Raw genomic sequence first — 17150 nt, 5'->3', positions numbered from 1 at the left:
CCCGGCCCGCCCACCACCAGCGAGAAGATCGGACTGCACGATGAGCGACACGAGCACACGGCCGGAGGGCCTGCCGAAGACCATCCCGCACTGGATCGGCGGGCGCCCGGCGCCCTCCCTCGACGGGGCCGTCTTCGAGGTGTCCGAGCCGGTCGGCAACACCCCGTACGCCACCGCGTCGCGCGGCTCGGCCGCCGATGTGGACGCGGCCGTCCAGGCCGCCAAGGCGGCCTTCCCCGCCTGGTCCGCGCTCGGCGACCGGGCCAGGGCCACCGCGCTGAACCGGATCGCGGACGCCGTCGAGGCCCGCCACGAGCGGCTGTCCGCCTTCGAGACCTTCGACACCGGTCTTCCGGTCACCCAGTCCCGCGGCCAGGCCCGGCGGGCGGCGGAGAACTTCCGGTACTTCGCGGACGTGCTGGTGGCCCTCGGCGGGGAGGCCTTCCGGCAGGGCAGCTCGCAGATCAGCTACACGGTCCGCCGCCCGGCCGGCGTCGCCGGGCTGATCACCCCGTGGAACACCCCCTTCATGCTGGAGAGCTGGAAGCTCGCCCCGGCGCTTGCGGCCGGCTGCACGCTGGTGCTCAAGCCGGCCGAGTGGACCCCGCTCTCCGCCTCCCTGTGGCCGGAGATCTTCGCCGAGGCCGGGCTCCCGGACGGCACGGTCAACATCGTCCACGGGATCGGCGAGGAGGCCGGGCAGGCCCTGGTCGACCATCCGGAGGTGCCGCGGATCTCCTTCACCGGCTCCACTGCGACCGGCCGGCACATCGTCCGCTCCTCCGCCGAGCATCTGAAGACCCTCTCCATGGAGCTCGGCGGCAAGTCCCCGGCCGTCGTCTTCGCCGACGCCGACCTGGACGCGGCCCTGGACTCGGTGGTCTTCGGCGTCTTCTCGCTCAACGGCGAGCGCTGCACCGCCGGTTCGCGGGTGCTGGTGGAGCGCCCGGTGTACGAGGAGTTCACCGCGCGGCTGGCCGAGCGGGCGTCCCGGGTCCGGGTCGGCCCGCCGCAGGACCCCGCCACCGAGGTCGGCGCGCTGGTCCACCCCGAGCACTACGCCCGGGTGCAGGGCTACCTCGAACTCGGCCGCAAGGAGGCGAGGCTGCTGGCCGGGGGCGGCCGCCCGGAGCACCTCCCGGAGGGCAACTACCTCCAGCCGACGGTCTTCGCCGACGTCCCCCGGGACGCCCGGATCTTCCAGGAGGAGATCTTCGGCCCGGTGGTCTGCGCGGCCCCCTTCGACACCGAGGAGGAGGCCGTGGAGCTGGCCAACGCCACCCCGTACGGGCTGGCCGCCTACGTCTGGACCTCCGATCTCGCCCGGGGCCACCGGATCGCCCACGCCGTGGAGTCCGGGATGCTCTGGATCAACTCCCACAACGTCCGCGACCTCCGCACCCCCTTCGGCGGGGTGAAGGCCTCCGGCCTCGGGCGCGAGGGCGGGGCGCACAGCATCGACTTCTACTCCGAGACGAAGATCGTCCACGTGGCCCTGGAGCCGCCGCACACCCCGAGGTTCGGCGAGGGAGGCGAGTCGAAGTGACCGAGCGGACGTTCCCGCCCGCCCCCGACGTGGTGCGCTCGGCGTACGCGCACCTGGTGGTGACCGACCTGGCCCGGGCCCGCTGGTTCTGGGTGGACGTCCTGGGCCTCCACGTCCAGTACGAGGGCGCCGGCGCCCTCTGCCTGCGCGGGACCGACGAACTCACCCACCACAACCTGGTGCTGACCGAGGGTCGGGTCGCCGCCCTCCACCATCTCGCCTACCGGGTGCGGACCCCGGAGGACGTCGACCGGGCCGAGGAGTTCTTCACCGCGCTGCGCCGCCCGGTCCGCCGGGTGCCGGCCGGCCAGGGCGCCCCCGGGGTCGGCGACGCGGTCCGGGTGATCGACCCGCTGGGCTTCCCGGTGGAGTTCTTCCACCGGATCGAGCGCGGCGAGCGACTGATCCAGCGCTACGACCTCCACCGGGGCGCGCAGATCGCCCGGCTTGACCACTTCAACATCTGCACCCCCGACGTGCCGGCCGCCTACGCCCACTACCGCTCGCTCGGCTTCGGCTGCTCGGAGACCATCGAGGGCGACGAGCACCAGCTCTACGCGGCCTGGATGTACCGCAAGCAGACCGTCCACGACGTCGCCTTCACCGGTGCCGCCGGCCCCCGGCTGCACCATCTCGGGGTGGCCACCCACGAGTCCCACCAGGTGCTGCGGATCGCGGACATCCTGGGCGCCCAGCACCTGGAGCGGCACATCGAGCGCGGGCCCGGCCGGCACGGCGTCTCCAACGCCTTCTACGTCTACCTCCGCGACCCGGACGGCCACCGGGTGGAGGTGTACACCTCGGACTACTACACCGGCGACCCCGACCACGAGACCTACCGCTGGAGCGTCCACGACGACCGACGGCGGGACTTCTGGGGCAACGCCGTCATCGAGTCCTGGTACAAGGAGGCGACTCCGGTGCTCGGCCTCGACGGCGAACCGCTGCCCACCTCGAACAGCCTCCTGGACGAGTCCGCGGTGCGGGTCGGCGCGGACGGCCTCGGCTGACCGACCCGGGCCGCCGGCGGCGGATCAGCAGGTCCGGTAGACGTGCCCCGGCTCGCCCGCCGGGGCGACGTCGCGGTCGCGGAGGACGATCGAGATCGCCCGGCCGGCGGCCGAGCGGCAGGCCGCGGCGAGGCCCGCCGGATCGTACTCGACGTCGAAGACCCGGTCGGCGTAGGCCGAGGCGTACGCGGCGCACTCCCCGTACCGCCCGCACTCCTCGGTGACGGCGAAGTCGAAGCCGATCCCGGCCCGGCGGCCGAGGAGTTCGGCGGTGTTCTTCTGGCCGATCGCCAGGCCGTCCGCGTGGGCGCGGGCGGCCAGCAGCCGGGCGAAGGCGGCGTTGTCCGAGGCGCTGAGCCGGCCCTGGGAGCGCTGGTAGGAGTCCAGGTTGTCGGGTTCGACCGCCTGGTAGCCGTCCCTGGCGCAGCCGTCGATCCAGGCGCCGACCACCGCCGCCAGCCGGGTCCGCCTGGCCCGGCTGGAGACGTCCAGCAGCGCCTCGTTCCAGTCCCGGTCGATCACCGGCGTCCCGTCGGCCCCGCGCAGCAGCAGCTCCGGATGGTGGCGCCGCCACCAGCCGAGCTCGTCCGGCTGGGCCTGGAAGGCGTTGACGTAGCAGATCCCGTACCGCCCGGCGGGGGGCGGATCGGAGCGGTCCCGGGAGACCACGCGGACGCCGGCGGCCGGCGGGTAGGCGCCGCCGATCTGGTAGTCGAACCCGGCGTGGGCCGCGGGCAGCCGCACGGCGGCGCGCCCCGACGCCGCCCCGCGCCCCGCCGCCGCCCCGCGCTCCGGCCCCCCGCCGCCCCGTCCGGGCAGCAGCAGCGCCGCCGCCACCGCGCAGAGCACCGCCAGCACCGCCGCGCCGCCGAGCAGCGCCCGGCGCCCGGTCCTGCTCACCGCGGCAGCACCGCGGGGCGGTGCGCGATCTCGTCGATGACCAGCAGGGTCTCGGTGCGGGTGACGCCGGGGATGGACTGCAGCCGGGAGAGGATCACCTCGCGCAACTCCCGGGTGTCCCGCAGCCGCAGCAGCACCACGATGTCCGCGGAGCCGGCCACGAACCAGGCGTACTCGACCTCGGGGAAGGCGCTGATGATCCGCCGGGTGTCCTGCCAGTCCGGCTGCGCCCCGGAGACCAGCACCATGACGGTGAGCCCGAGGCCGGCCCGGGCGTGGTCGATCACCACCGAGTGGCCGCGGATCACGCCGAGTTCGATCAGCCGGTCGATCCGCGCGTACGCCGTCGCCCGGGCGATGTTGCAGGCGGTGGCGACCCGGCTGATCGGCGCCCGGCCGTCCCGGGCCAGCGCGGCCAGGATCCGGCGGTCCGTCTCGTCCAGCTCGGGCACCGGCGGCGGGGCGGGCGGCGCGGGAGCCGCCGGCAGCACCGGTCCGGCGCCCGCCGCCGGGGGCGTCTGACGCGGCTGCACGGGCAGTTGACGACTCGTCCGGTCGGGCATGCCACACTCCCCAGCTGATTCGACACTCTGCCGGGCGATCCTGGGCGGCAGGAGAAAAGCGTCCGAAGATGGATCGCCACGCTAGTCACTGTGTCCAGTTCTGAGCAAGCTTCCGTTCGTGGACACCAACTCTGCCTCGCCCGGGCGCGGGACCCCGCCGGGGCCCCCGGACCCCGGGCTGCTCCGGCGGCTCTACCGCGACCTGGCCCTCACCCGCGCGATCGACCGCGAGTCGCTGGCCCTGCAGCGGCAGGGCGTCTTCCCGGCCTACGTCCAGGTGCTCGGCCAGGAGGCGGCCCAGGTCGGCAGCGCCGCCGCGCTGGAGCGGGGCCGGGACTTCGCCTTCCCCACCTACCGGGAACTGGGCGCCGCGGTCGCCCTGGACGCCGACCTCACCGGCTACCTCGCCTCCCACCGGGCGCTGTGGCACGGCGGCCTGTGGAACCCCCGGGAGTGCGGGCTCGCCCCGCTCAACGCGGTGGTCGGCGGCCCGGTGCCGCACGCCGTCGGCTGGGCGATGGGCGCGCAACTGGACGGCACCGGCGGCTGCGCCCTGGCCTACTTCGGGGACGGCGCCAGCTCGCAGGGCGACATCCACGAGGCGATGAACTTCGCCGGGGTGTTCCGGCTGCCGGTGGTCTTCTTCTGCCAGAACAACCGCTGGGCGCTCTCCGTCCCGCTGCGCGAGCAGGTGGCCGGCGGCTCGGTGGCGGCCCGCGCGGCCGGCTACGGGATGCCCGGCGTCCAGGTGGACGGCAACGACGTGCTGGCCGTCCACACCGCCGTCGCCGAGGCGGTCCGGCGGGGCCGCGAGGGCGGCGGCCCGACCGTCGTCGAGGCGCTCACCTACCGCCGCGCCCCGCACTCCACCTCCGACGACCCCACCCGCTACCGGGGCACCCCCGAGGAGGCCGCGGAGGAGGCGGAGTGGGCCGGGCGGGACCCGCTGGAGCTGGCCCGCCGCCTGCTGCTGGCCGAGGGCGCGGCGGACCCGGAATGGCTGGACCGGACCGACCGGGCGGCCGCGCTGCGCGCCCGCCGGCACGCCGACGAGGTCGCCGCGCTGCCGGAGCCCTCCGGCGAGGAGATGTTCACCCAGGTACTGGAGCACCCCACCGCGGCCCTGCGCGAGCAGCAGGAGGAGTGGCGGGAGTGGCACGGGTACCGCGCCGACTGGGAGGTCGCGGAGAATGGCTGACCTGCTGACCACCGAGCCCGGGGCACTGCCCGGGGAGCCGCCCGCCACCACCGGCCTGACGATGCAGCAGGCGATCAACCGCGCGCTCGCCGAACTGCTGGAGGAGGACCCGCGCACGCTGGTCCTCGGCGAGGACGTCGGCCGGCTCGGCGGCGTCTTCCGGGTCACCGACGGGCTGCAGCAGCGGTTCGGCCGCCGCAGGGTGATGGACACCCCGCTCGCCGAGTCGGCGATCGTCGGGATGTCCGTCGGCCTGGCCATGGCCGGCTGGAAGCCCATCCCCGAGCTGCAGTTCGACGGCTTCGCCTATCCGGCGATCGACCAGATCGTCAACCAGCTGGCCCGGATGCGCTACCGCAGCCGGGGCGCGCTGCCGATGCCGGTGACCCTGCGGGTGCCCAGCTACGGCGGCATCCAGGCCCCGGAGCACCACGGCGAGTCGCTGGAGGCGGTCTTCGCCCACGTCCCCGGCCTCAAGGTGGTCTCCCCCTCGACCCCGGGCGAGGCCTATCGGCTGCTGAAGACCGCGGTGCGGGACCCCGACCCGGTGGTCTTCATGGAGCCCAAGTCCCGCTACTGGGACCGCGGCCCGGTCGACTCCGCCGCCGGCGCCGCCGAGGACGGGCCGGAGGACGAGCCGCGGCTGCGGATCGCCCGCCCCGGCCGGCACGCCACCCTGGTCACCTGGGGCGCGATGGTCCGCCGCTGCCTGCAGGTGGCCGAACTGGCCGCCGCGGACGGCGTGGACCTGGAGGTGGTCGACCTGCGCTGGCTGAAGCCGGTCGACGCGGACGGCCTGGCCGCCGCGGTGCGCCGGACCCGCCGGGCGGTGGTGGTGCACGAGGCCCCGCGCACGGCGGGGCTCGGCGCCGAGATCTCCGCGCTGCTGATGGAGCGCTGCTTCGCCGACCTCCGCTCGCCGGTCCGCCGGGTCACCGGCTACGACGTCCCCACCCCGGCCGGCCCGCTGGAGGAGCACTACCTCCCCGACGCCGACCGCATCCTCCTCGCCGTGCAGAACGTACTGGAGAACTGACCCGCCATGACCGATCCGAACGCATCACGGACCCTGCTGCTGCCCGACCTCGGCGAGGGCCTGGTCGACGCCAAGGTGCTGGACTGGCTGGTCGAGGACGGCGAGACGGTCGAGCGCGGGGACCCGCTGGTGGAGGTGGAGACCGCCAAGTCCGCGGTGGAGATCCCCTCCCCGTGGACCGGGCGGGTCCTCACCCGGCACGCCGAGCCCGGCGAGCGGCTGGACGTCGGCAGGCCGCTGATCACCCTCGCCGTGGAGGGCGCGGCGGCGGACCCCGCCGATGCGGCCGGGACGCCGCAGGCGCCCGAGACGGGGCAGACCGCGGACGCCGCCCCGGCCCCCTCCCCCGGCATCGTCGGCACCGTCCCCGCCGACCGGGCCCCCCGCCGCCGGGTCCGGCTCACCCCGCCGAAGGAGGACTGAGCAGGCCATGCCCGCCCCCACCGCTCTCCACCCCGGCAGCGCACCGGTCCTGGCCGCCGAGCGGCCACCGGTGCTGCTGCTCCACGGGCTCGGCGCGGACCACCGCGCCACCTTCGAGGCCACCGGCTGGATCCGCGCCCTCCACAAGGCCGGCCGCACGGTGATCGCCCCCGACCTGCCCGGCCACGGAGGCGGCCCCGGCCCGGCCCCCCGTGACCCGGAGCGCTACCGGATCCCGCTGCTGGTCGCCGACCTGCTGGCCACCCTCCCCCCGCTGAGCGACCCCGGCGGCGGGCGGGTGGACGTCATCGGGTACTCCCTGGGGGCGCGGCTTGCCTGGGAGTTGGCGGTGCGTCACCCGGCCAGGGTGCGCACCGCGGTGCTGGCCGGCTTCGGCCCGCGCGCCCAGGACGGCGCCGAGGAGGTGCTGCGCGAGCTGGTCCGGCTGTCCGCGCGATCCGCCGCCCTCGGTGCCCCGCCCGCCCACGACGTGGAGGCGCTGAACGCCTGCGTCCGGGGCACCGCGGCCGACCCGTTCCGGGCCGAGCCCGCCCCGGACTGCCCGGTCCTGCTGGCGGCCGGCACCGAGGACGGGCTCGCGGACGGCGTCGAGGAGTTGGCGGAGGGCCTGGCCTCCGCCCGGCTGCTCCGCATCCCCGGCCGCGACCACCGCAACGCGGTCTCCGCCAACACCCTCAAGAAGTCCGCGCTGGCCTTCCTCGACGAGGCGGACCGGCGGGAGGCGGGGAGCGGCCCGGCCGGAGCCTCCGGAACGGCGGGGACGATCAGAGATCGCTGACCGTGCTGCCGCCGTAGCGGCCGCCCAGGCAGATCCAGACCCCGCTGTCGATCCGGCCGATCGAGCCGCCGCCCCCCATACAGGACTGCGCGGTGACCCTGGCGGGAGCGTGCCCGGCCAGTCCCGCCGGGGCCTGGAGGGCACGGAGGGCGGCGGGGCCGGCGGCAGCAGGGCCGGCACCGGCCAGCAGCGCGGCCGGCGCGAGCACGGCGGCACCGGCCAGCAGGCCGAAGCGCCCTCGGGGGTGTCGGAGGTCCATGGCTGTTCTCCTCGTGGATCCCGCCGCGGCTGCTCTGCCGCGAACGCCCCCAGGTCACCACAGGGCCCCGTCCCCGGCACCCGGGAGTCCGCCGATCCGGCGCCCGACCACCGCCTTCGCGAGCCGGTCGCTTCTCCCCCGCGACACGCGCACGCCCGTGCGCCCCGGCCCCGCCGCCGGGTGGAATAGCGTGGACCATCGCGGTGGTTCCCCGACGACCGGCCGGACCTGCCGGATATTGCACGTATCGCACGACAGCGAGGAGCACAGCATGGCCACGATGGAAATGACCGCGGAGAACTTCGAGGATCTCGTGGACAACAACGCGATGGTGCTCATCGACTTCTGGGCCGACTGGTGCGGGCCCTGCAAGCAGTTCGCACCGGTCTTCGAGGCCTCCTCGGAAGAGCACCCCGACATCGTCTTCGCCATGGTCGACACCGAGTCGCAGCAGCAGCTGTCGGCGGCTTTCGAGATCACCTCCATTCCGACACTGATGGTGATCCGCGAGAAGGTCGCCCTCTACGCCCAGCCGGGCGCACTGCCGCCGGCCGCTCTGGAGCAGGTGATCGAGCAGGCCCAGGCGGTCGACATGGACGACGTCCGGGCCCAGATCAACGCCGCGCAGAACGGCCAGACCGGCGAGGCGCCGGAAGAGGCCTGAGACCTCACCGCGCTTCACCGACCGCCACGGGGGCCGAGTGGTCGCCGTAGGGCTGGGCGCCGTCGGCGTCTCGGCCGCACGGCACCACCCGGGTCTCCCGGAGCGGCCGGCAGCGGGCCGGTTCGATCCCGTCCGCCCGCGGGCCGGCGGCGCCGACGCCCGCTCGCGCTCCCGCTCACGCCGGATCGCCCTCCGCGAGCTCCGCGTACTCCGGGTGGCGTTCGAGATAGCCCCGGTAGAAGGAGCAGAGGGGCAGTACCTGGAGCCCTTCCATCCGGGCCTCCTCCAGAGAGGTCCGGGCCAGTGCGGACCCGACCCCGTGGCCCTCGAAGGCCGGGAAGACCTCGGTGTGGACGAAGGTGATCTGCCCTTCGCCGCGCTCGTAGCGGGCGAAGCCGGCCAGCTGACCGGTTCCGGCGACGTGCGCCTCGTAGCGGCCGGCCTGGGCGACGTCCTCGACGGTGACCTTCACTGCGTACTCCTTGCAAGCGGTTCCCCCTGGCATCCTGCGGCCCTGGGGCGTGGTCCGCTATCCGGACACGCCGGTGGAACAAACCCTGTGTATTGAAGGTTCAACCACCTGCACCGCAAGGCAGCCCCGAGAGGAGAACCGGGCATGACGATGTCCGCCGAGCCGCAGACCCTGATGTGGTCCAGGGCTCAGATGTACTTCGACGCCAAGGACTACGCCGGCGCCGCACGGGTGCTGGCCGAACTGCTCGAGCAGGTCCCCGAGCAGCTGTCGGTACGGATGCTGCTGGCCCGCTCCTACTTCCACTCCGCCCAGTTGCGGCGGGCCGAGGAGCAGCTCCGCGAGATCGTGGAGCGCGAGCCGGTCGAGGCCTACGCCCACCTGATGCTGGGCCGGACGCTGCAGCGGCAGAGCCGGGGCGAGGAGGCCGCCCGGCATCTGCGGCTGGCCGCGGTGCTCGACCCCGAGCTGGCCCCGGAGCACGCCCCCGAGTAGGGGGTACGGCCGCTGTGACGCCCCGTGCGGGGCGTCACAGCAGGCCGATCGAACGGGTGAGGTCGAGGGCGAGCGCGCGGTCGAACTGGGCGAAGGCCTCGAACCGCGCGCCGTCCGGAAGCTCGGCGTCCTCCTCGATCCGGCGCAGCACGGCGAGGACGGCGGGCGTGCCGAGCCGCTCCGCGAGAGCCGCGCGGACCTCGGCGGTGAGTGCCACGGGCACCGGCTGGGAAGGACTCTCCGCCCAGCGGGCGACCTTCCGGCGCCAGCGCTCCAGCGTGCCCGAGGCGTCGGCGAGCCGCTCGGGGGTGAGCTCCACCGGCTGCTCGGGCTCGGCGTCCAGCAGCACATAGCGGAGCACCAGGGGGTCCGCCCCGGTCGGCAGCTCGGCGCTGCCCTCCACCGGGCCGACCGGCAGCTCGGCCGGGGCGTCCGCGGAGTCCGACCCGCCGGCCGCCCGCACGTCGGGCGAGGGGCCGATCCGGATGTCCGCGGCCCGCCCGTCGGTACGGCCGTTGGCCTCCTCCCACGGCGGCACCGAGAGGGCCCGGGCCGCCAGCCCGAGAGCCGCGAGCTGGTCCGGGCTCAGGCCGGGAGCGGAGAGGCTGATCATCGCCTGCCCCCGGTGCTCCTCCGCCACCCGGCGCAGGACATCCGCCACCACCAGGGCGCGCAGGCCGGTCGCGCCGGGCGCGCGGTGACGATCGCCCGCGCCCCCCGCGTTGCGGACCTCGACCGCGACCCGGAGCAGCTTGCCCTGCCCCCTACGCAGCAATCCTGGTACGTCCTTCACGTCCGCCATGCCCCCGACGCTACCGCTGCCAGCGCCGATCCGGTGCCCTGGGCCGGGATCCGTTCAGGAACGGGCGGACTCCCCCGGCTGGCAGTCATACAACTCATACGAATCCGCCGCCGCTCCCGACGACCGCCCGTAACGAGCGGGCGGTACGGACTGGCAGGCGGCGCGGACCCACCGGACGATCGCGGCGGTCTGCGCGGACGCCCGGCCCGGTACGCCGTCCAGGAGGACGAAGCGCAGCCGGCCGGTGCCCACCTCCTCGTGGAAGCGGCCGAGCGTCGGGGCGGGCGCGAGGCCGGTGAACCCGCCCATCGGCATCACCGGCGCCCCCGCCGCCAGGATGTACGGGGAGGCCGCGGTCCAGCTGGTGGTCGCGAAGTCGTACCGGGCGGACCGGCCGCGGTGCGCCACGGTGTAGGCGAGGATCGCGCGCTGGTCGGCGGTCAGCCGCTGCCCACCGCCGAAGGCGCCCGCGAAGGCGGCGCCGGGACCGCCGGCGCCGGCTCCCGGGCGGAAGCGGCCGGCCGGCCCGTCCTGGCGGACGAAACCGCCGCCGGCATGGCCGGCCGCCCCGCCGAAGCCGCCGCGGAACCCGCCGCGGAACCCGCCGCCGAGCCCGCCGCCGCGGCCGTAGCCGCCGCCCTGGGCGGTCGGTCCGACCGAGCCCATCATCGCGCCGCGGGCCGAGGCCGCTCCGCCCTCGACGACCGATCCGGCCCAGGCCAGGGACGGGGAGATCAGCGCCAGCGCGCCGGCGACCGCACCGACCGCCGCCGGGCGCAGCGCCGCGCGGCCGATCGGGCCGACCTCCCGCTGGCCGAGCCCGCGTCGGCGCCTGAGCAGCGCCAGCAGCAGCGCCGCCACGGCCGCGAGCGTCGCGACGGCCAGCAGCGGCCGCAGCCACGGCAGGTAGCCCGGGTAGTCGGCGGCCAGCACCTCGCTCCAGACCGCCGTCCCGGCGACGCCGGCCGGCAGCGCCCAGGCGCCGCGCCGCCCGGCCCTGAAGGCGCGCCAGAAGAGCACCGCCCCGGCGCCGGTGAGGCCGGCCAGCGGGGCGGCGACGACGCCCATGTAGTAGATGTGGCCGCCCACGCTTCCGGCGCTGAAGACCAGGAAGAAGACCGCCAGCCAGGTGCTGAACAGGAGGTGGCCGGCCCGGACCCGGTCCGTACGCGGCCGGCGCCGCAGCCAGACCAGGCCGCAGACCGCGGCCAGCCCGGCGAACGGGTACCACCAGCCGGTCTGCGAGGCGAGGGGGGCGCCGAACATCTTCCCCCAGCCGTTCTGGCCGCCGCCACGGGCCGCGCGGACGGCGCCACCGGCCGGAGCCGCGGCGGCGGTATGCGGCGCCGTCCCCTGCACCGTTCCGTGCACCGGCGCCTGAGTGCCCGCCGCAGGCCGCGCCCCGGCACCGGCGGTGCCGCCCCCGAACCCGCCGGTCGGGACGCTGCCGGTGGCGGAGGCGCTGACGCCGAGCGAGGAGAAGCGGGTCAGGAAGTTGTAGCCGACGACCATGCTGAACGGGGAGTTGTCCTTGGTGCCGTCGATCCACGGCCGATCGGCGGCCGGCACCGCGGTGACCGCCAGCATCCAGGAGGCCGACACGGCCACCGCCACCAGCCCGGCCACCAGCGTCCGCCCGAGCCGGCGGCGCACCGGCCCGGGCGCCGCCACCAGGTGGACCAGCGCCAGCGCGGGCAGGATCGCCCAGGCCTCCAGCATCTTGGCCTGGAAGCCGACGCCGACCCACACCGCGGCCGCGAGGAGGGGCCGCAGCCGCCCGCCGTCCGCTGTGGAGCGCAGCGCCGCGTCCGCCGCCAGCAGCATGCACAGGGTGAAGAGGGCGTCCTCGCTCTGTCCCCGGAAGAGTCCGACCACCGCCGGCGTCACCGCGAAGGCCCCCGCCGCCAGCAGCCCGGCCGGCGCACCGGCCCACCGCCGCACCAGCCGGTACAGCGCCAGGACGCTCAGCACGCCCTCGATCACCTGAGGCAGCGTCACCGACCAGGGGTGGAAGCCGAACAGCCGGGCCGACAGCGCCTGCGGCCACAGGAAGCCCGGCAGCTTGTCGATGGTGATGGTGCTGCCCGGGTCGAAGGAGCCGAAGAAGAAGGCCTTCCAGCTCTCGGACATGCTGCGGGCCGCGTCCGCGTAGAACGCGTGGTAGGTGCTGCCGCCGATCCGCCAGGCGTAGAGGACCGCGGCCAGCGCGGCGATGCCGAGCAGCGCCGGGCGCGCGTAGCCGGGCTGCCCGGCCGGGGAGCGCCAGGGGGCGCGCCGCAGGCCCGCGGGCAGCCGGTCGCGCAGCCGCGCCGCGCCGGAGTACGGGGGGTGCGCGGGTCGGGAACCTGGGCCGGGGCCCGCGTCGATGACGGAGGTTGCCATGGCGAACATCATCGGGGCGCCGCTTCCGGCGAAACCCCGGAAACCGCCGCTCTTCAGCTGATTCCCAACCGAACAGGCCGCTTCCTTACGCTCTCCTCATCCGCGGCCCGGCCGACCGGTCAGCTGTGCGGGATGCAGTCGTACAGCTGCTCGCCGTCCCAGGCGGAGCCGCCGTCGCCGTACTCCTGCGGCGGGACGGCGAGGCAGGCGATCCGCACCCAGGAGATGATCCGGCCGGTGTTGTCGGCGGCCCCGGGGGCGGGATCGTCGGGGCCGAGGAGGACGTAGCGCAGTTCCTCGTCCCCGACCAGGTCCTCGAAGTCCGCCAGCCGCGGGGCCGGCGCCTGGCCGGTGACGCCGCCCATCGGCAGCACCGGCGCCCCGGCGGCCAGGATGTACGGCTCGGCGCCGGCCCAGCTGGCGGTGGCGAAGTCGTACCGGGCGCCGTCCGCGTGCTGCCTGGTGTAGTCGAGGAGGCGGTGCTGAGCCGCCGTCAGCTCCCGCTGCCCGGTCTGCCGGTGGGCGCTGTCGCCGGTGGCGGAGCGGGCCGCGGCGCCCGAGGGCGAGCCGGCCGGGGATGCGGCGCCGGCCCCGCCGTCCGTGCGGCCGGAGCCGCCGGCGGCCGCCGTCCGTGCGGCCGCCGGCGCGTTCGCCGCGAACGGGCCCACCCCGCCGACGCCGCTGCGGTGCTCGTACCGCGGCAGCAGCACGCTGGACGCCCAGGCGGTGGGCGCCAGCAGCACCGCGGCCAGCGCGGCGGCCAGCCCGGTGACCGCCACCCGGCGGCCCCGCCCGGGCCGTCCGCCGGACCGGCGGAGCGTCCCCCGGCCCAGCACCAGCAGTCCGAGCGCGACCGCTCCCAGCAGCAGCGCCGCCGGGCCGATCCAGGGCAGGAAGCCGGGGAAGCGGCGGGCCACCACCAGGTCCCAGACCACGGTCGAGCCGAGGGCGACCGGCAGCGCGGCCCAGCTCCAGGCCCGGGTCCGACCGGTGGCCGCAGCGGGTCGGGATCCGGCCCCGCTGCCGCCGAGGGCCCGCCAGAAGAGCATCGCCCCGGCGCCGGTGAGCGCAGCCGGGGCCGCGGCGAGCACCCCGAGGTAGTAGCTGTGCCCGCCGACCGCGCCGAGGCTGAAGGCCGCCGCGAACACCCCCAGCCAGCCCGTCCACAGCAGCCATCCGGCCCGCTCCGGATCGGTGCGCGGGCGCCGCCGCCGGGCGGCCAGCCCGCCGACCGCGGCCAGCCCGGCGAACGGGTACAGCCAGCCGGCCTGGGCGGAGAGCGGGGAGCCGAAGAGCTTCCCCAGCCCGCCTTCGTCCGCCCGGGCGGACGCCCAGGACGAGGACGAGGACGGGAACCAGCCCGAGGCCGGGAACGAGCCCGGGACCGGCGGAGAGTCGACCAGGCCGTGCCCGAGGGCCGTGCTCCCGGCCCCGCCCGCGGTGAAGCGGTTGAGGAAGTCGTTCTGCACCACCAGGCTGACCGGGGAGTCGTCCGTGGTCCCGTCCAGATAGGGCCGGTCCTGCTGCGGTACGGCGGCCACCGCCAGCATCCAGGACGCCGAGACCAGGACGGCCACCGCCCCGGCCGCCAGCACCTGGCGCAGCCGCTGGCCGAACCGTCCCGGAGCGGCCGCCAGGTGGACCGCGGCCAGCACCGGCAGCACCGCCCAGGCCTCCAGCATCTTCGCCTGGAAGGCGAGGCCGACCCACAGCCCGGCGGCGGCGAGCGGCCGCAGCCGCCCCTCCCGGGTGCCCCGCAGCGCGGCCTCCGCGGCGAGCAGCAGGAGCAGGGTGAAGACCGGCTCCTCGGTGGCGCCGCGGAAGAGCCCCACCACGGCGGGGGTGAAGGCGAACGCGGCCGCCGCGATCAGCCCGGCCGCAGGACCGGTCCAGCGCCGCACCGCCCGGTAGAGCACCAGGACGCTGAGGACGCCCTCGGCGATCTGAGGGAGCATCACCGACCAGGGGTGGAAGCCGAAGACGCGGGCGGAGAGCGCCTGCGGCCACAGGAAGCCGGGGAGCTTGTCCAGGGTGATGGTGTTGCCGGGGTCGGAGGAACCGAAGAAGAACGCCTTCCAGCTCTCCGTCATGCTCCGTACGGCGCCCGCGTAGAACGGCTCGTACTGGCTCCGCCCGAGGCCCCAGGCGTAGAGGACGGCCGCCAGCACGGCGATGCCGAGGAGCGCGGGCCGCGCCCAGCGGGGCTCGCCGAGCAGCCGCCGGCCCCGGTCGCCGAGGCGGTCGCCGAGCCCGTCGCCGAACCGGATGCCCCGGCGGATGCCGGTGCGCTGCCGCGACCCCGCCCGCGCCCGGCCGCCGAGGCGCGCGGCGGGGCCTGGTGCGGCGGTCGGCGGGCTGCTGGGCATGGCAGCAAGTCTCGGCCATCCGATGAGGGGTGATTACGGCATATCCTGACAAAGAACCCGGCTCACATGGCTTATTGACCAACCCCCTGCCCTTCTCTTAACTCCACTGACCGTCACCGGCCGGTCGCACCCCGGGAACCCCGGCGCGGTGGCGGGAGTTGACCTCTGAGACAGCCGTCCGGAGGTGCTCGATGTCCCTCGTCCCACCCCTGCGGTCGACACTGCGCCGCGCCGCCGGGGTCGAGCGAAGTCCACTCTGCCGCCCTGTCGACCGGTTGCGGGCGGCCCTGCTGCTCGCGCTGGTGCCACTGCTCCTCGCGGCGGCGGCCGCCGGCTGGCTCATCGGCCTGGTCGCGCTCCACTCGGGGCTGGCGACCGCCGCGCGGGACCGTCCGCACCGCCACCGGATCGAGGCCGTCACGCTGGCCGCGCCGGCCGCCCCGGCCTACATCGCCCCGGACATCGACGGCGGTTCGGACTCCGCGCCGGCCCCGGCGGTCTGGTACTACCCCGGCTCGGTCCGGCACACCGGCACCATCCCGGTCCCCGTCTCCGCCAGCGCGGGCGAGCGCACCGCGATCTGGGTGGACGACGTGGGCCGGACGGCCGAGCCCCCGCGGACCCAGGGCGAGGTCACCGGCTCCGCGGCGCTGGCCGGCGTCGGCACCCTCCTCGGCGGGGCCGCCGCGCTGACCCTCCTCTCCTCCGCCGCGAGCCGCCTGCTGGACCGCAGGGCGCTGAGGGCCTGGACGGCGGACTGGGCCCGCACCGAGCCGGTCTGGTCCGGCCGCCGCAGGTACGGCACCGCCCCCGACGGGCCCTAGGGAGCGCGGGCCGGCCGCGGCGCCGCGGGCTCCCGGGGCCGGGCCGCCGCCCGCGCTCCGGCCCGGTTCGCCCCACGCTGCGAAACCGTCGCACCACGACTCCCTGGCCGGTCGCCGCCAGCTCCCGGGCCGGGCCTTGACGCGGGCCGGTGCGCCTTCTTGACTGATCGCCGACGCCGTCCGAGCGGCGGCCGTGACCGCAGACCTCTGAGGAGAACCGTCCTGTGCCATCCCTCGGCATAGCCATGATCGGGCACGCCTTCATGGGCGCCGCCCACTCGCAGGCCTGGCGCACCGCGCCGCGCGCCTTCGACCTGCCGCTGTCGCCGCGGCTGAGCGTCCTCGCCGGGCGCCGCGCGGACGCCGCCGCCGCGGCCGCAGAGCGGCTCGGCTGGGAGGACTCCACGGACGACTGGCGGAGCGTACTCCACCGCCCCGACGTGCAGTTGGTGGACATCTGCACCCCAGGCGACTCCCATGCCGAGATCGCCATCGCCGCCCTGGACGCCGGCAAGCACGTGCTGTGCGAGAAGCCGCTGGCCAACACCGTGGAGGAGGCCGAGGCGATGGCCGCCGCGGCCCGCCGGGCCCGGGAGCGCGGCGTCCACGCCATGGTCGGCTTCAACTACCGCCGGGTGCCCGCCCTGGCCCTGGCCCGCCGGCTGATCGCGGAGGGCCGCCTCGGCGCGATCCGGCATGTCCGGGCCGCGTACCTGCAGGACTGGCTGGCCGATCCGGCCGCTCCGTACACCTGGCGGATGGACCGGGAGCGGGCGGGCTCAGGCGCCCTCGGCGATCTCGGCGCCCACCTGGTCGATCTGACCCAGTATCTGATCGGCGACGCCATCACCGAGGTCTCCGCCCGCACCGAGACCTTCACCCCGGTGCGCCGCACCGCCGACGGCGAGGAGCGGGAGGTCACCGTGGACGACGCGGTGGCGGCCACCGCCCGGTTCGCCGGCGGGGCCCTCGGCGTCTACGAGGCCAGCCGCTGCGCCACCGGCCGCAAGAACGCCCTGCGGGTCGAGATCAGCGGCGAACTGGGCGCGGTCGCCTTCGATCTGGAGTCGCTCAACGAGCTGAGCTTCCACGACGCCACGCTGCCGGCCGCCGAGGCGGGCTTCCGCCGCATCCTGGCCACCGAGCCCGACCACCCGTACCTGGAGGGCTGGTGGCCGCCGGGCCACGGCCTCGGCTACGAGCACACCTTCAGCCACCAGATCCGCGACCTGGTCACCGATCTGGCGAAGGGGCGCGCACCCAGCCCGAGCTTCGAGGACGGGCTCCAGGTGCAGCGCGTCCTCGCGGCGATCCAGTCCAGCGCCGAGGCCGGCTCCCGGCCGACGGCCGTCCCGACCGGCGCCGCCAGTCCCGTCAACCAGCAGCCCTCGCACAGGAGTTGAAGCCGACG

17 protein-coding genes are annotated in these 17150 nt (G+C 75.8%); 10 read left to right on the top strand and 7 right to left on the bottom strand.

The features are described from left to right. Nucleotides 1-40: 40 nt before the first annotated feature. Both hpaE and hpaD read left to right on the top strand, forming a co-directional pair. A complete protein-coding gene (hpaE, locus tag BS73_RS01225; protein ID WP_037568600.1) occupies nt 41-1546 on the top strand; it encodes a 5-carboxymethyl-2-hydroxymuconate semialdehyde dehydrogenase in 1506 nt (501 codons plus the stop codon). Beyond that, nucleotides 1543-2556: a 3,4-dihydroxyphenylacetate 2,3-dioxygenase gene (gene hpaD / locus BS73_RS01220; protein WP_037568599.1), complete on the top strand. Its 1014-nt coding sequence runs from the start codon at nt 1543-1545 to the stop codon at nt 2554-2556. The genes hpaE and hpaD overlap by 4 nt, the downstream gene beginning before the upstream one ends. Nucleotides 2557-2580: 24 nt before the next feature. Here the strand turns inward: hpaD and BS73_RS01215 are convergent, their stop codons facing one another. Both BS73_RS01215 and BS73_RS01210 read right to left on the bottom strand, forming a co-directional pair. Beyond that, nucleotides 2581-3456: an endo alpha-1,4 polygalactosaminidase gene (locus BS73_RS01215; protein ID WP_037568598.1), complete on the bottom strand. Its 876-nt coding sequence runs from the start codon at nt 3454-3456 to the stop codon at nt 2581-2583. Then, on the bottom strand, nt 3453-4019 hold the full coding sequence (locus BS73_RS01210) for an Lrp/AsnC family transcriptional regulator (RefSeq protein ID WP_084703677.1): 567 nt from the start codon (nt 4017-4019) through the stop codon (nt 3453-3455). The genes BS73_RS01215 and BS73_RS01210 overlap by 4 nt, the downstream gene beginning before the upstream one ends. 118 nt (nt 4020-4137) lie before the next feature. Here BS73_RS01210 and BS73_RS01205 point away from each other — a divergent pair, with 118 nt between their 5' ends. From BS73_RS01205 to BS73_RS01190, 4 genes are read left to right on the top strand one after another with little or no spacing between them, the layout of a single operon-like run. Next, on the top strand, nt 4138-5217 hold the full coding sequence (locus BS73_RS01205) for a thiamine pyrophosphate-dependent dehydrogenase E1 component subunit alpha (protein WP_051939002.1): 1080 nt from the start codon (nt 4138-4140) through the stop codon (nt 5215-5217). Then, the gene (locus BS73_RS01200; RefSeq protein ID WP_037568597.1) at nt 5210-6253 is read left to right on the top strand and encodes an alpha-ketoacid dehydrogenase subunit beta; all 1044 of its coding nucleotides are present in this window, start codon (nt 5210-5212) and stop codon (nt 6251-6253) included. The genes BS73_RS01205 and BS73_RS01200 overlap by 8 nt, the downstream gene beginning before the upstream one ends. 6 nt (nt 6254-6259) lie before the next feature. After that, nucleotides 6260-6676, top strand: a complete 417-nt coding sequence (locus BS73_RS01195; RefSeq protein ID WP_037568595.1) for a biotin/lipoyl-containing protein — start codon at nt 6260-6262, stop codon at nt 6674-6676. A gap of 7 nt (nt 6677-6683) precedes the next feature. Further along, nucleotides 6684-7475: an alpha/beta fold hydrolase gene (locus BS73_RS01190; RefSeq protein WP_051939000.1), complete on the top strand. Its 792-nt coding sequence runs from the start codon at nt 6684-6686 to the stop codon at nt 7473-7475. Here the strand turns inward: BS73_RS01190 and BS73_RS01185 are convergent. Continuing rightward, complete coding sequence (locus BS73_RS01185) at nt 7462-7734, bottom strand: hypothetical protein (protein ID WP_037568593.1); 273 nt, start codon at nt 7732-7734, stop codon at nt 7462-7464. The two genes, BS73_RS01190 and BS73_RS01185, sit on opposite strands and share 14 nt — an antisense overlap. Nucleotides 7735-8005: 271 nt before the next feature. On the opposite strand from BS73_RS01185, the gene trxA reads away from it, so the two are divergent. Then, complete coding sequence (trxA, locus tag BS73_RS01180; RefSeq protein ID WP_037568591.1) at nt 8006-8398, top strand: thioredoxin; 393 nt, start codon at nt 8006-8008, stop codon at nt 8396-8398. 175 nt (nt 8399-8573) lie between these two features. Here the strand turns inward: trxA and BS73_RS01175 are convergent, their stop codons facing one another. Next, complete coding sequence (locus tag BS73_RS01175; protein ID WP_037568589.1) at nt 8574-8870, bottom strand: GNAT family N-acetyltransferase; 297 nt, start codon at nt 8868-8870, stop codon at nt 8574-8576. Between the two features lie 144 nt (nt 8871-9014). Here BS73_RS01175 and BS73_RS01170 point away from each other — a divergent pair, with 144 nt between their 5' ends. Further along, on the top strand, nt 9015-9365 hold the full coding sequence (locus BS73_RS01170) for a tetratricopeptide repeat protein (RefSeq protein ID WP_037568587.1): 351 nt from the start codon (nt 9015-9017) through the stop codon (nt 9363-9365). Between the two features lie 34 nt (nt 9366-9399). On the opposite strand, the gene BS73_RS38045 is transcribed toward BS73_RS01170, so the two are convergent. From BS73_RS38045 to BS73_RS01155, 3 genes are all read right to left on the bottom strand, one after another. Continuing rightward, nucleotides 9400-10167 (bottom strand): hypothetical protein, encoded by a 768-nt coding sequence (locus BS73_RS38045; protein WP_161789614.1) that lies wholly within the window; start codon nt 10165-10167, stop codon nt 9400-9402. Between the two features lie 54 nt (nt 10168-10221). After that, complete coding sequence (locus BS73_RS01160; RefSeq protein ID WP_084703760.1) at nt 10222-12549, bottom strand: ArnT family glycosyltransferase; 2328 nt, start codon at nt 12547-12549, stop codon at nt 10222-10224. A gap of 119 nt (nt 12550-12668) precedes the next feature. Next, the gene (locus BS73_RS01155; RefSeq protein WP_051938996.1) at nt 12669-14915 is read right to left on the bottom strand and encodes an ArnT family glycosyltransferase; all 2247 of its coding nucleotides are present in this window, start codon (nt 14913-14915) and stop codon (nt 12669-12671) included. A 191-nt stretch (nt 14916-15106) separates the two neighbouring features. On the opposite strand from BS73_RS01155, the gene BS73_RS34315 reads away from it, so the two are divergent. Both BS73_RS34315 and BS73_RS01145 read left to right on the top strand, forming a co-directional pair. Continuing rightward, entirely contained in the window at nt 15107-15739 is a 633-nt protein-coding gene (locus BS73_RS34315) for an Rv1733c family protein (RefSeq protein WP_152617470.1), read from the top strand. A gap of 245 nt (nt 15740-15984) precedes the next feature. Then, on the top strand, nt 15985-17142 hold the full coding sequence (locus tag BS73_RS01145; protein WP_084703675.1) for a Gfo/Idh/MocA family protein: 1158 nt from the start codon (nt 15985-15987) through the stop codon (nt 17140-17142). Nucleotides 17143-17150: the final 8 nt, after the last annotated feature.

It is taken from the genome of Phaeacidiphilus oryzae TH49 (assembly GCF_000744815.1).
GTDB lineage: Bacteria > Actinomycetota > Actinomycetes > Streptomycetales > Streptomycetaceae > Phaeacidiphilus > Phaeacidiphilus oryzae.
This window is presented reverse-complemented; position numbering and strand designations above follow the sequence as displayed.

Coding starts and splice junctions, on each gene's coding strand:
- BS73_RS01155 (WP_051938996.1), bottom strand. CDS start 14,915: ATGCCCAGCAGCCCGCCGACCGCCGCACCAGGCCCCGCCGCGCGCCTC.
- trxA (WP_037568591.1), top strand. CDS start 8,006: ATGGCCACGATGGAAATGACCGCGGAGAACTTCGAGGATCTCGTGGAC.
- BS73_RS01145 (WP_084703675.1), top strand. CDS start 15,985: ATGATCGGGCACGCCTTCATGGGCGCCGCCCACTCGCAGGCCTGGCGC.
- BS73_RS01200 (WP_037568597.1), top strand. CDS start 5,210: ATGGCTGACCTGCTGACCACCGAGCCCGGGGCACTGCCCGGGGAGCCG.
- hpaE (WP_037568600.1), top strand. CDS start 41: ATGAGCGACACGAGCACACGGCCGGAGGGCCTGCCGAAGACCATCCCG.
- BS73_RS34315 (WP_152617470.1), top strand. CDS start 15,107: ATGTCCCTCGTCCCACCCCTGCGGTCGACACTGCGCCGCGCCGCCGGG.
- BS73_RS01185 (WP_037568593.1), bottom strand. CDS start 7,734: ATGGACCTCCGACACCCCCGAGGGCGCTTCGGCCTGCTGGCCGGTGCC.
- BS73_RS01195 (WP_037568595.1), top strand. CDS start 6,260: ATGACCGATCCGAACGCATCACGGACCCTGCTGCTGCCCGACCTCGGC.
- BS73_RS01170 (WP_037568587.1), top strand. CDS start 9,015: ATGACGATGTCCGCCGAGCCGCAGACCCTGATGTGGTCCAGGGCTCAG.
- BS73_RS38045 (WP_161789614.1), bottom strand. CDS start 10,167: ATGGCGGACGTGAAGGACGTACCAGGATTGCTGCGTAGGGGGCAGGGC.
- BS73_RS01210 (WP_084703677.1), bottom strand. CDS start 4,019: ATGCCCGACCGGACGAGTCGTCAACTGCCCGTGCAGCCGCGTCAGACG.
- BS73_RS01160 (WP_084703760.1), bottom strand. CDS start 12,549: ATGGCAACCTCCGTCATCGACGCGGGCCCCGGCCCAGGTTCCCGACCC.
- BS73_RS01190 (WP_051939000.1), top strand. CDS start 6,684: ATGCCCGCCCCCACCGCTCTCCACCCCGGCAGCGCACCGGTCCTGGCC.